The organism is Halpernia humi (assembly GCF_900108025.1).
Taxonomy (GTDB): Bacteria; Bacteroidota; Bacteroidia; order Flavobacteriales; family Weeksellaceae; genus Halpernia; species Halpernia humi.
In genome coordinates, this window is record NZ_FNUS01000008.1 from 153,800 (window position 1) to 167,340 (window position 13,541).

Annotated in this window: 12 protein-coding genes; 7 read left to right on the top strand and 5 right to left on the bottom strand. The window is 32.8% G+C overall.

The genetic code is table 11. The annotated features are described in order from the left end of the window. Positions 1 to 128: 128 nt before the first annotated feature. Positions 129 to 1,112 carry a D-alanine--D-alanine ligase gene (locus C4S29_RS14335; protein WP_103914795.1) on the bottom strand — a complete coding sequence of 328 codons (984 nt, stop codon included), beginning with the start codon at positions 1,110 to 1,112 and terminating at the stop codon, positions 129 to 131. A gap of 151 nt (positions 1,113 to 1,263) precedes the next feature. Between C4S29_RS14335 and C4S29_RS14340 the strand changes: the two genes are divergently transcribed. The 6 genes from C4S29_RS14340 to murI all read left to right on the top strand — a co-directional run bounded on the left by C4S29_RS14340 (position 1,264) and on the right by murI (position 8,020). Continuing rightward, the gene (locus C4S29_RS14340; RefSeq protein ID WP_103914796.1) at positions 1,264 to 2,259 is read left to right on the top strand and encodes a PASTA domain-containing protein; all 996 of its coding nucleotides are present in this window, start codon (positions 1,264 to 1,266) and stop codon (positions 2,257 to 2,259) included. A gap of 56 nt (positions 2,260 to 2,315) precedes the next feature. Further along, entirely contained in the window at positions 2,316 to 3,365 is a 1,050-nt protein-coding gene (locus C4S29_RS14345) for an RluA family pseudouridine synthase (protein WP_103914797.1), read from the top strand. A 49-nt stretch (positions 3,366 to 3,414) separates the two neighbouring features. After that, positions 3,415 to 4,365 carry a PorP/SprF family type IX secretion system membrane protein gene (locus C4S29_RS14350; RefSeq protein ID WP_103914847.1) on the top strand — a complete coding sequence of 317 codons (951 nt, stop codon included), beginning with the start codon at positions 3,415 to 3,417 and terminating at the stop codon, positions 4,363 to 4,365. After that, positions 4,365 to 5,879: a rhomboid family intramembrane serine protease gene (locus C4S29_RS14355; protein ID WP_103914798.1), complete on the top strand. Its 1,515-nt coding sequence runs from the start codon at positions 4,365 to 4,367 to the stop codon at positions 5,877 to 5,879. Before C4S29_RS14350 ends, C4S29_RS14355 begins: the two co-directional genes overlap by 1 nt. Next, positions 5,876 to 7,000, top strand: coding sequence for a radical SAM family heme chaperone HemW (gene hemW / locus C4S29_RS14360; RefSeq protein WP_103914799.1), 1,125 nt, complete (start codon positions 5,876 to 5,878; stop codon positions 6,998 to 7,000). Before C4S29_RS14355 ends, hemW begins: the two co-directional genes overlap by 4 nt. A 189-nt stretch (positions 7,001 to 7,189) precedes the next feature. Continuing rightward, positions 7,190 to 8,020, top strand: coding sequence for a glutamate racemase (gene murI, locus C4S29_RS14365; RefSeq protein ID WP_103914800.1), 831 nt, complete (start codon positions 7,190 to 7,192; stop codon positions 8,018 to 8,020). Between the two features lie 123 nt (positions 8,021 to 8,143). On the opposite strand, the gene gldG is transcribed toward murI, so the two are convergent. From gldG to C4S29_RS14385, 4 genes are all read right to left on the bottom strand, one after another. After that, positions 8,144 to 9,796 carry a gliding motility-associated ABC transporter substrate-binding protein GldG gene (gene gldG / locus C4S29_RS14370; protein ID WP_103914801.1) on the bottom strand — a complete coding sequence of 551 codons (1,653 nt, stop codon included), beginning with the start codon at positions 9,794 to 9,796 and terminating at the stop codon, positions 8,144 to 8,146. A gap of 8 nt (positions 9,797 to 9,804) precedes the next feature. Next, positions 9,805 to 10,533, bottom strand: coding sequence for an ABC transporter permease subunit (locus C4S29_RS14375; protein WP_103914802.1), 729 nt, complete (start codon positions 10,531 to 10,533; stop codon positions 9,805 to 9,807). A 49-nt stretch (positions 10,534 to 10,582) separates the two neighbouring features. Next, entirely contained in the window at positions 10,583 to 11,128 is a 546-nt protein-coding gene (locus C4S29_RS14380; protein ID WP_103914803.1) for a CopD family protein, read from the bottom strand. A gap of 431 nt (positions 11,129 to 11,559) precedes the next feature. Then, complete coding sequence (locus C4S29_RS14385; protein ID WP_103914804.1) at positions 11,560 to 12,387, bottom strand: SAM hydrolase/SAM-dependent halogenase family protein; 828 nt, start codon at positions 12,385 to 12,387, stop codon at positions 11,560 to 11,562. 167 nt (positions 12,388 to 12,554) lie between these two features. Between C4S29_RS14385 and C4S29_RS14390 the strand changes: the two genes are divergently transcribed. Next, on the top strand, positions 12,555 to 13,514 hold the full coding sequence (locus C4S29_RS14390) for a PhoH family protein (RefSeq protein ID WP_103914805.1): 960 nt from the start codon (positions 12,555 to 12,557) through the stop codon (positions 13,512 to 13,514). The last annotated feature ends 27 nt before the right edge of the window (positions 13,515 to 13,541 follow it).

Below are 13,541 nucleotides of genomic sequence, written 5' to 3' on the forward strand. Positions count from 1 at the left end.
ATATGTTATCACCTTATCTTCATCGGTGTTGGTTTGCAAATTTGATAATGGTGATTTCATAAGTTTAATTTTAGATTTTACATTATAAATTTTAGATTAATAGTTTAATTAAAATCTAAAATTTATAATTATTTTAAAAGTGCTTTCTCTACCTCGTGGCCACACAAATCTTCTAAAGAAATACCATAATATCTGGCTTGTTGCGGCAAAATACTAGCGGGCGAAAAGCCGGGATTGGTATTCATTTCCAACATATAAGGTAGGCCATTCATAATTATAAATTCTGAACGCGAAAAACCACTCATTCCTAAAGAATTATAGGCTTTTATTGCAATATTTTCTATTTTTTTTCGGGTTTCGTCGTCAATTCTTGCAGGTGTGATTTCTTGTGAAGCACCCTCATATTTGGCTTCGTAATCAAAAAATTCATTTTCAGATACAATTTCTGTAATACCCAAAACTATGGTTTCGCCTTTGTAATCTAGCACGCCCACAGAAACTTCCATGCCATCTAGAAAACTTTCTATTAAAATTTCATCATCTTCGGCAAAAGCAAAATCGATGGCTTTTTGTAAATTTTTAATGTCTTTTAATTTAGTAATTCCTAAAGATGAACCAGATTGATTGGGTTTCACAAAAACAGGCAGTCCAAGTTTTTCCACCACTTCTTCTTCAGAAACCGTTTCGCCTTTTCTTAAATATATACTTTTCGCCGAGGGAATATTGTATTTAGACAAAACCGCGAGCGTATCTTTTTTATTAAAAGTTAAGGCAGATTGGTAAAAATTACAACCAGTATATCTTTGCCCAACGGCATCCCAATAAGCCTGCAAAATGCCATTTTCGCCAGGCGTCCCGTGGATGATGTTAAAGCAAACATCAAATTTTACCTTATAACCGCTGCTCAAATTAACACTGAAATCTGATTTGTCTATTGTCATTTTTTCACCACGATCATCTATAAAAAACCAACCTTCGCTCAATATTTGTACTTTATAAACGTTGTAGATGTCTTTATTTAAAGATTCGTAAATCAATTGCCCACTTTTTAGCGAAACCACATATTCATCAGAGTAACCGCCCATTACTACGGCAATATTTTTCTTTATCATTAGGAGAAAATTAATAACGCAAATTTAAAGAAATGTTTTTTGGTAAAATTAGGTTTTGCTTATCTTTTTTCAGAATTAAAAAAGAAATCTGTCACCAGTTGGAAAAAGATTTTTTATATATTTGCGTTATTATTGTAATTAAATATAAACTATGCTGAAATCACTTTTCCATTGGAAGGTATTGGTAAATCTACTACTTGCTTTGGGTATTTTTACTGCACTTGTTTGGTTGACATTTCGGTGGTTAGAGTTTCACACCAATCACGGCAAGGAAATCGTGATCCCAAGTTTGGTGAATAAATCTGTGCAAGATGCCATCAAAATTTTGGATGAAACAGGTTTAGAATACAAAGTAGATAGTTTGGAATATGATCCAAAATATAAATCTTTTCAAGTTTTGAAAATTTATCCTAGTTCTGGTTCTCACGTTAAAGATGGTAGAATTGTTACTTTAGCGGTTAATCCTAGATATTATGCGCCTGTTTCAGTTCCAGATATTTTGGATAGATACAAAGGTTTGGCTTTTAGACAATTAGAATTGGTTGGATTAAAAATTGGAGATACCATTTACGAGCCAAGTATCCAGAGAGACGCGGTAATTAGAATGCAATATAACGGCACAAATTTAAAGCCAGGTACATTGTTACCAAAATTTTCTACCATAGATTTAATTATTGGTGCGGGTCCGCAGAGAAATATTTCTGTACCCAATTTGGTCGGTTTAACCGTGCAGGAAGCAAAAGTAGTAATTGCTCAAAATTTATTTGAAGTAGGTATAGTTGAACACGAAGACGGTGGAAAGGACGAATCGGATATTGTTTATTACCAAGATCCAGAAGGTGGTTCTATCAGAGACCAAGGTATGCAAGTTGATCTTTGGGCGAGTAAAAAAACACCAGCAGAATTGGGCGGGAAAATTGCACAATTAAATTCGTTGTACAGATTGCAAGTTGATACAACAAGTTCTAGGATCAATAACTATCAACCGCCTATCGAAAAAGCACAAAAGACGCAACCACAACCACAAGTTGATGATTTACCTAAACCGCAAGTTTTAAAACCTGAAAATTCGGTAAAACCAAAAGTAGTTCCAGAAAAAACCAGCGCCCCGGCAAAACCGAAACCGAAAAAAGTAGTGGTAGAATAACTATTTAATATAAAAAACTTTAACCCTGTTGAAGTTTTTTTATTTTAAAATAAATGATGATAAGGGAAGACGACAATTTAGACGAACAAGAACACGAAGAAGAAGAAAACTCCGGACTTTACGAGCATTTTAATATTAAAGTTGATGCCAACCAATCGCTTCTTAGAATTGATAAATATCTATTAATTTTTCGTCAAAATTCTACCAGAAATAAAGTGTCGCAAGCCTGCCGCGCAGGAAATGTCTTGGTAAACGGCAAAGTCGTAAAACAAAATTACCGCGTAAAACCTGGCGATGAAATTTCAGTTGTTTTGGCGCATCCAAAACGAGAAAATATCATTATTCCGCAAGATATTCCAATTAATATTGTGTATGAAGATGATGATGTTTTGGTTGTTGATAAAGCAGCAGGAATGGTTGTTCATCCCGGTCATGGCAATTACCACAGTACATTAATTAATGCTTTGGCTTTTCATTTTCAAAAAGATCCCAACTTCAAGACCGATCTAGATCGTGTAGGTTTGGTACATAGAATTGATAAAGACACTTCTGGCTTACTTGTAATTGCAAAAAATGAATATGCCTTGAGTTATTTGGCCAAACAATTTTACGATCGCACCACGAAAAGACTTTATTGGGCTTTTGTGTGGGGAAATTTAGCAGAAGATGAAGGCACAATTACAGGAAATATTGGGCGGCATCCGAAAAATAGAATGCAAATGTCGGTTTACGAAGATGGCAGCCACGGCAAACACGCCGTTACACATTATAAAGTTTTGGAACGTTTCAGATACCTCACTTGGGTAGAATGCAAATTAGAAACAGGAAGAACACACCAAATTAGAGCCCATTTTAAACACATCGGTCATACTTTATTTAATGATGAGCGCTATGAAGGGCACAACATTTTAAAAGGCATCAATTTACCGAAATATAAAAAATTCGTTCAAAATGTTTTTGAAATTTTACCAAGACACGCTTTACATGCACATACTTTAGGTTTCGTGCATCCTGTGACGAAAGAAGAAATGTATTTTGAAAGCCCAATGCCAAAAGATATGCAAGAAGCCATAGAAAAATGGCGAAATTATTTAGAAAGTAATTAGGTTTTATATTTTTTGCCTAAATTTGGCGTTATTAGTTTTAAAAAAGAGTGTGAAAAAAGTTTATATATTTTTTGTTGTTATAATTAGTGGTTTTGCAATGGCGCAAGAAACATTGCCTATTTATCAACAATATTTGTTGGATGGCCAATTTCTTATAAATCCTGCATTTTATGGCGCTACGGATGACGTTGTGGTAAATGGTAATTACCAAAAACAATTTTCTAAACTTTCAGAATCTCCAAATGTGCAATCTGTGGGCATTCATGCTAATATTTTTGATAGAGTAGGCGCCGGAATTTCTTTTTTCCGCGACCAAAACGGCCCCATTTCTTCCAACGGAATTACGGCAGGCGCATCTTATTTTATACCTTTAAGCGATGATGGCGAAAGAAAAGACCAGTTTTCTTTTGGTACAAATGTCAATTTCTATAATATGAATTTTGACTATGGCGCACTAAATCCGCAAGACCCAAATGATCCTTTGCTATACGAAGGCAATAATAATATTTTTATCGTTTACGCAAACCTAGGAATGCAAGCGACTTACAAGAATTTTTTCGGTGGGGTTTCAATTTTAGATATTCCACTTACCAATGATATCCCAATCGTAAACGGCATAGAACCATCGCCCACAAAATATATTTTAAATGCAGGTTATGATTATGTTCTTACCGAAGGTTTTTCATTAGAACCATCAGTTTTAGTAAATTTAAATACCAATTCTTCTAAATTAATAGATTACAATATTTTAGCGAAAATTTACAATGAAACCAATATGTTTGCAGCAGGCGTAAGTTTTCGTTCTGCAAAAGACAATATTGGAAGTCAGCAACTCAGTTTTTCGCCTATTATAAAAGCGAAATTGAATAAATTTACATTTGGTGCAACTTATAATATGGGTTTATCCGACATTCAAACCTACGGCGGAAGCAGTTTTATGTTGAGCATCGGTTATAATTTTGATAATTTTATTAATACACGAGGATTTAGATATAGATAATGAAAAATTATTTAAAAAAAGTTCAACATATTCTGCCAATTTTTTTATTGGCAGTTTTTTTATGTGTGTTTGGTTTGGCCTTATTTAGATATATTTTTGATTATAAACTTCAAATACTTGCTTTAAGCGATAAGGCATGGGAAATTTTTCTTCCTATGTTACTTTCGGTTTTATCATTAATTGTTATCAGAAAAAGATTTAAAATTTTAAGGCATAAAGACCCATCAAAAGATACTTTTATCTATTTAGTTATTTGTGCAGCGGTTTTATGTGCTTTATTGGTCAATTCGCAATTTTATTACAATGCAAAATTTTCTAAAAACCAAACAATAGAAAATGTAGATAAAATAAGTTCTGATAAAAACGTAAAGCACATCAAAATAAAATCTTATTATGTTGATGATTCTTATCTCAATTATAAATTTGAATCTGATGTTTCTGGTAAATATGGCGAAAATCTAATCGTTAATTTTTATTTTGTTGCAGCAATTTTAAAAGATAGTTTAGAAGAGCCAAAGGACGATTTGCCTGAAGTTTGGTTTGCTAATAAATTTTCGAAAAAAATAAATAATAGAGAATCTGATGATAAGAAAAATGCTGAATATAAAGCATTTAGAGAAAAATGTTATCAAGATTTAGAGCATTTTAATTTTTATAACAATGCGTATTTTTTGCGTCTGTCAACTTCCGAAGACAAAACGGTCTATGACAAACTTATTCTAAATGTAGTTGAGAATCCTCAAAACAAAAAACTAATTATTTTATCGCCTTCAAACGGAAAATTTGTAGATGACGGGAAAAGTATTTTGGCTTGGTTTTTTAAAATTCTGGGAATTGGGACTTTCATAATTTTATTTGCATTAATTTTTCCAAAATATGTAGAAAAACCTTCCAATGCTAAGGAAGATGATGATTTTAAGTTTTTTATTAATGTATTTATTCCTTCAAAAGAATTTTTCATTACCCCAATTTTATTAGATTTAAATGTTTTAGTATTTATAATTTTATCGTTGTTTGGCGTCAATCCATTTGAACCAAAAACGGAAGAATTAATAAGATTTGGCGCTTTAACTTCTGCTTTTTTCCACGGAGAATCTTGGCGAATATTTTCCAGTATGTTTATGCATGCCGGAATTATGCACCTTGTTCAAAATATGGTTGTTTTAGTAATTCTAGGATTTTTTTGTGAAAATATTTTTGGCAGAAAACGTTTTATTATAATTTACTTTTTAAGTGGAATAGTTGCAGGGATTTCCTCTTTACTTTGGCATAATGGCAATTTAGTTGCGGTTGGCGCTTCTGGAGCAATTTTTGGAATAATGGGCGCTTTTGCAATGTCATTAATTTTACAGAATAATTTTAAAGAAACAAAGCTTGCTTTATTGATTATTTTCGCCTATTTTATTGTTAATATCTTTTTTGGATTAATTTCTAATGCAGACAATGCAGCGCACATTTTCGGCTTTATTTCTGGGATGCTTTTCGTATTAATTTTTTATATTTTTAAAGAATGATCTACCTCCACATTCCTTTCTGCAAACAAAAATGCAGCTATTGCAATTTCCATTTTTCTACTTCATTAGATTTTAAAAATGAAATGATTTCGGCAATGGCAAAAGAACTGGATTTGCGCCAAAATGAACTCGAAAATAAAACTTTAAAATCTCTCTATTTCGGCGGTGGGACGCCTTCTTTATTAAAAGTAGATGATTTAAAATTTTTGATTGATGAAGTTTTAAAATACCACACTTTTAACGAAAATATCGAAATTACTCTAGAAGCCAATCCCGATGATTTAAGCCAAAATTTTTTAAAAGAATTATCCAAAACAGAATTCAACAGGCTTTCAATCGGCACGCAATCTTTTCACGAACCCGATTTAAAAATGATGAACCGCGCTCACAATTCAAGCGAAGCAGAAAGTTCCATCAAACGCGCGCAAGATTTTGGTTTTGAAAATTTAAGCATTGATTTAATTTACGGTTCGCCAACTTCAAATGTGGAAATCTGGAAACAAAATCTGAAAAAATCCATCGAATTGCAAGTGCCGCATATTTCGTCTTATGCTTTAACTGTCGAGCCAAAAACTGCGCTTCAGCAATGGGTTTTAACTAATAAAATTTCCGCACCAAATGAATCTGAGCAAAATGAAGAGTTTTATTTTATGTCCGGATTTTTAAAAGAAAATGGCTTTCAACATTATGAAATTTCAAATTTTGCGAAACCCGGCTTTCAATCCAAACACAACTCTGCGTATTGGAACTATAATGAATATTTAGGAATTGGTCCTTCTGCGCATTCTTACGATGGTGAAAATACGAGGAGTTGGAATGTGGCCAATAATCAAAAATACATCCAACAAATTTCTCAAAATATTAGACCGAATGAAATTGAAATTTTAACGGAAAATGAGCAGTTTAATGAAATGTTGATGATTGGTTTACGAACTAGTTTAGGCGTAGATTATTTAAAATTAAAAGAAAAATTTTCAGCAGAATTATTAGATAAATCGAATTTTGAAATTAATCGAAAAATTGAAGAAGGCTTCTTAATTTTAGAAAATAATTTCCTAAAGATTCCTGAAAAACATTGGTTTCTAGCCGATGGAATTGCGAGTGATTTGTTTCATCTTTAGATTCAAGATTTAAGATTCAAGATTTAAGATTCAAGAATCAAGATTCAAGATTCAAGAATCAAGAACCAAGATTTTAAATTTGTGTTATTTTTAATCTAATGAAAAAATTATTTGTGTCAGTTGTATTAAGAAATGAAGTATTAAAAGTTTCCAAAAAATCATTAAATTTGTGTTTACAACATCCAACTTTTGAAAACAGAAAAAATAGATTTCGCGCAACTTTCCGCCACACAACCCATCGGTATTTTTGATTCTGGCGTTGGTGGATTAACCGTTGCTAAAGAGATTAAACGTTTAATGCCGCAAGAAAATCTCATTTATTTCGGCGATACAAAACATTTACCTTACGGCGATAAATCCAAGGAAGCGATTATTGAATATTCTGTAAAAATTGCAAAATTCCTTTTAGAAAAAAATTGCAAAGCGATTGTAATCGCTTGTAATTCTGCCACAGCAAACGCTTTAAAAGAAGTTGTGGAAGTGGTAAATAACCAAGCCTTGGTTTTTGATGTCATCAATCCTGTGGCGGAAAAAGTGGCTTTTGAAATTCACACAAACGTTGGTGTAATCGCGACTAAAGCGACCATTAATTCTGGTTTATACCGAAAAAGTATTCGGAAGCACAATAAATTTATAAAAGTAGATGAATTGGCAACGCCGCTTCTCGTTCCTGCAATAGAGGAAGGTTTCAAGAATCACGCGATTACACATTCCATAATTTACCATTATTTGAGCAATCAAAAATTAAAAAACATTGAAACTCTAATTTTAGGTTGCACACATTATCCCTTGTTGATAGATGAAATCCGACAGTATTACGGAAACCGAGTTCGCGTGATAGATTCGCCAAATATCGTAGCCAACCAAGTGCGGCATTCGTTGGAGAAAAGACATTTATTAAACGAACAAAATCCCCAGCCGACTTACGATTTCTACCTTTCAGACATTACTAAAAATTTCGAGAAAATTTCGAAAAAATTCTTCGGCAAAGCAATAGAATTGCAGTCGCAAGTTTTGTAGTTATTGGTTTCTAATACTTTAAAAACTTGTGTCAGTTTTTTTTAATTAAGAAAATAGTTGGTCTCTTATTGCCACGAAAACACGAATAAAAATTGTGTCTTTTTCGATTAGTTGCAATTTAAACTAAGAAAATTTCCGTTTTCTAAACCAAAGGAAAAAAGTACCAAAAATTGCTAAAATCCCCAAAGGTAAAAGCAAATTCAGCCATTGCCATTTTGTTTTTTCATCGTTGATTCTTTCTCTATCGAGCAATCTGGCTTCAATATTTCGGTTTCGCAGTGCCATCAAATTAGAATCAAACAGATAATCTAAAGAATTTTGAAGAAATTGTGCATTTCCATAAGTTTGTTTTGTGAGTATGTCTTCGCCCAAAGGCAAAGCTTTCCCTTTCCAAACTTGGTTGCGTGCAACATCGCCATCTGCAACTACAATCATTTTATTATCAGTACTTTGTGATTTAAAATTGGGATAAGAATTTTTTTCTATTCTTGTAGCATAAGCCGAGGTGAATTTTCCTTCCAAACTTACAGCAAAGATTTTTGGCGTCGTTAAATGTTCATTTTCGCTTAAAGAATCGGCTTTTATGATTTCTGCAAGCGAGACATAATTGGGGACGCTTTTGAGTAAAGTTTTGTCGCTACTTTCAAAAAGTACATTTGTTTTAATGTTTTTTCTACTTAAAGTATCGATTGACGTGGGAAATTCGAACTTTACAGGATTAATATTTTTTGTGATTGGATTGTTATTATCTGCAATACCAAGTGGGAAATAAGGCCACATAAAACTGCTATATTGTGGGTTTCCCGCTACTTCGCCCGAAACAATTCTTATTAGCGCAGATTTTTTTAAATCTTTCATCAAAGCAGGATTTATTCTAACACCATAATTAAAAAAGAAATCCGTCATATTCAAATCCATCGGGTAAGCCATTATTTTTTTTGATTGATAAAGACTGTCCATTTCAGCGTTTACGGCATCTATGAGCCACAAAGTTTTGCCGCCGTTCATGATGTATTGGTCTAGAATTACTTTTTCTTTTTCAGTAAAAGCTTTTCTCGGTTTTGCGATGACCAAAGCATCCATATTTTTTAATTTCGGAACGTCAGCTAAGGAAAGTTCTGTTTTGTTTTCTGGGATGATAGGTCCTGCATTATAATTTTCGAGCACCATTTGCAAAAATCCTTGAAAATGTTCGGGATCTAGTTCTTGCTGATTGACTAAAAAACCCACATTTTTTTTTCGTTCTTCCGTCATTTGTTTAATGCTGGAAACGAAGTTGTATTCTAAATTCTCTATAGATTTATTAAGTTGATCCGAGGCATCTAAACCGTTTTGGCTTACAATTAATGGAATTGTAGAACCATAAGAATTGTATTTAACCGTCGCAAAAGGAAACATCACAATTTGCGAAATTTTGCCATCTTTCATATCGGGCAAAATGGAAGGTTGCATGCCCATGGCTTGCAAAGTATCTTGCGACATTTTGGTTTTTATGGGATCTATAAATTTAAAATCTATTTTTGGATTTACTTTTTGAAATTCTTCCAACAAAAATTGGGTTTCATTTTGAAGTTGTTTAAAATTTGCAGGGAAATCGCCATCGAGATACACATCAATTTGCATTGGGTGTTTCACAGATTCTAAAACTTTTACAGTCGCATCTGAAAGTGTGTAGCGCTTTTCTTGGGTTAAATCCCAACGAAATTTAAAAACACCAAAAACGCCCAAAATTAATATTAAGGCCAAAAATAAATAGATGATTTTCTTTTTATTCATTTTAAAAATTATTTCTTCTTTTCAACAAAAACTTTAGCCAAAAATAAACCCAAACCAATCACAAAAAGAAAATAAAAAACATCTTTGCTATCTACCAAACCACGAGAAAAACCAATGTAATGCTGATAAAATCCTAAGTTTTGTAGCAAATAATCTGCGCCGCCTAATAATTTATAAGATGCCAATTGCTGGATGCCAAAGTATAAAATAAAACAAAGAAAAACACCTACCAAGTAAGCCATAATTTGGTTTTTGGAAAGTGAACTCGCTAAAATTCCGATGGCGGAAAATGCTGCGATTAATAAAATTAAACCAAAATAACTCCCGAAAGTCATGCCCAAATCAATATTTCCTTCAGGAACGCCTAAAACGTAAACGGTGTAAAAATAGATGAGAGAAGGCAAAAGGCATAAAATCCCAATTAAAAATACCGCTGAAAATTTTCCTATTATTATTTCAGAAATTTTTATAGGTTGAGAAAAAAGCCAACTTAAAGTGCCGTTTTGCTCTTCTTCTGCTAAACTTTTCATGGATAAAGCGGGAAGAATAAACATTAGCAACCATGGAACAAGCACGAAATAGCTTTGCAAACTCGCCATTCCGATTTCGAAAATATTGAAATCATTATCAAAGAAAAAAAGAAAAAGCGTTCCCAGTAAACTGAAAGCACCTAAAATTAGCCAAGCGCTCCAACTACCGAAATAAGACCAAAGCTCTTTTTTAAAAATTGCAAGCATAGTTTTTTAAGTAAAAAGTAAAAAGGTTAAAGTAAAAAGTTTGGAAACATCATTTTTTAGACTTATTTACTAATTTAACTGTTAATGTAATTATAAAAACCAAAACGAAAAATCCTAAAATTAATTGCCACCAATAATCAATTACTGTAGATTTTAAAATCACCGTGATTACAATTAAAAATAAAAGAAAAGTAGCAATTTCATTGAATTGGCGAAGCTTTAAATTCGAAATAGGCAAGTCTTTTCCTGCTAAAAGTTTTATTTGTAAAATTTTCTTCCAAGCCCAATAATGGTAAAAAAACAAGCCCACTAAAAAAGTAAGTTTTAAATGAAACCAAGGCGCATGCAGTAAATAAGGATTTAAAAATATCATTATAATTCCGCAAACGGTCATTATTACAAATGCCGGCACAGTGATGATATTCCACAAACGGCGCATCATAAAAAGATACTGCTCGCGTAGAATAATTTTTTTTTCTTCCGTAAAAGAATCTGTGTCTTTGTAATAAACAAATAAGCGCACAAGGTAAAAAATCCCCGCAAAATAACTGACCATAAAAATGATGTGAAGCGCTTTGATAATAAGGTATAACATAGTTTTTTCTATTTTGCAAATTTAGTATTTTTTTTTCACGCCAAGATTTTTTCTTAATAAATACCAAGATTTTTCACGCAATGAGCGCAAAGTTTTTCACGCAATGAGCGCAAAGTTTTTCATGCAATGAGCGCAATGTTTTTCACGCAATGAGCGCAAAGTTTTTTACGCAATGAGCGCAAAGTTTTTCACGCAATGAGCGCAAAGTTTTTCACGCAATGAGCGCAAAGTTTTTCATGGAATGAGCGCAAAGTTTTTCATGGAATGAGCGCAATGTTTTTTACGCAATGAGCGCAATGTTTTTCACGCGATGAGCGCAATGTTTTTTACGCAATGAGCGCAATGTTTTTTACGCAATTAGCGCAAAGTTTTTTCAAAGTTTAATATTGGAGTTTCAAACTGCCAAAAAATATTTATTTTAATTTTAAAAATTAAGAAAATTCCACGAAAATACCTTCGCCAAGATTGATGCCCAAAAGTGTTTTAGCGCCGTTGTTTTTATTGCCTTTATAAATGCTGATTTCTAATAAATCTGCATCATTAAAAATCGCAATAGATTTGCCGTGGTATTGCGTTTCATTTTCCCAATTTGGGATGAAGGCAGTGTAGCGCTCGTAAATATTATTGAGCGAAAGGTTTCTGAATTTCACGATGTAACTATCGTGCGCCGCATTTATTTTTTCAAAAAACTTTTTTGAAATGTTGGAAATAGCGTTTCCGAAATTATCAATGTACATAATCTGTCCAACGATGATTTTTTCAGATTCGTTGTAAACTGCGCGCGGAAAGGTTAGTTGAACAGGGTCTGTTATTTTTCTGCCAATGACTTCTGGCAAACCACCGTTTTGCAAATGTACGGCTGCAGGAGCGAAAATATCAGTACTTGCAAATTTTACTTCATCATCAAAACGGTTGTTTAAAGTAATTTCGTAGATTGCTTCAGGCTTTACATCAAAGAAAATTAATGACAATAAACCGTTGTCTGCAGCAATAAAATAATGCCCGTTTGCTTTATACAAAATAGATTTTCGGTCTTTAGAATAAAAACTATCCACAGAAATAATGTGAATTGTTCCTAAAGGAAAATGGATGTAGGAATTTCTCACCACGTAAGCGGTTTCCGTAAGGTGAAAAGCGTTTATTTCGTGGCTAATATCTACAATTTTCGCATCTTCATTCATGCTCAAAATTTTACCTTTTATAGCAGCAACTCTGTGATCTACAAGACCATAATCTGATGTTAAAGTAATTAAAGGCATAAAAATTTTGGTTAAAAAACGAAGTATTTTGTTGGGTGCAAATTTAATTTAATTAGTTAAGAATAAAAAGTTTCTCGCAATTGATTCAATTAAAATAGTGTGATTTAAAATATTTATTTTAAATTTAGTTTATCAATTTTGTGATATAAAATTTAATAAAAAAGTGAATGCTTGAACTAAACTACGAAATTTCTGAAATAGATGTAAAATCTTTCTACGGTGTTAATAATCAATTTTTTAATTTAATAAAATCTAGTTTTCCGACTTTAAAAATCACGGGAAGAGATAATTTTATTTTTGCTAAAGGCAACAGAGAAGCGCTCGATATTTTTGAAGTAAAATTGAATGATTTGGTGTCTTTCATTAAAAAATACAATACCATTAATATAAAAGATGTAGAAAGTATTTTGAGGATTAAAGATGAACAGGAGAAAAAATTGGTTTTTGACAATGATGTAATTGTAAAAGGCATAAACGGAAAAGTTATAAAAGCCAAAACCACCAATCTAAAAAAACTCGTTAAAGAAACGGAGAAAAAAGATATGGTTTTTGCGATTGGGCCAGCTGGAACAGGAAAAACTTACACCAGTGTTGCTTTGGCGGTGAAAGCATTAAAGGAAAAAGAGGTAAAAAGAATTATTTTAACGCGACCTGCAGTGGAAGCGGGCGAAAGTTTGGGTTTTTTACCCGGCGATTTAAAGGAAAAATTAGATCCTTATTTGCAACCCCTTTATGATGCTTTGCGCGATATGATTCCGCACGAAAAATTGGAAGGTTTTATAGAAAAAAATGTGATAGAAGTGGCGCCATTGGCATTTATGCGAGGAAGAACTTTGGATGAAGCCTTTGTGATTTTAGATGAAGCCCAAAATACAACCCATTCGCAAATGAAAATGTTTCTCACCAGAATGGGAATGAACGCCAAATTCATTATAACCGGCGATCCGAGCCAAGTAGATTTGCCGATGCGACAAAAATCTGGTCTTCGGGAAGCGATGCGCATTCTAGAAAATGTAAATGAAATTGGTTTTGTACATCTTACAGAAGAAGATGTAGTGCGACATCCCGTGGTGCGAAAAATAATTGTGGCTTATGCGGAGGAAGATAAGAAGCAAAGAATGGATTAAAAGGTTTATTTTTAGAATATTTTATAA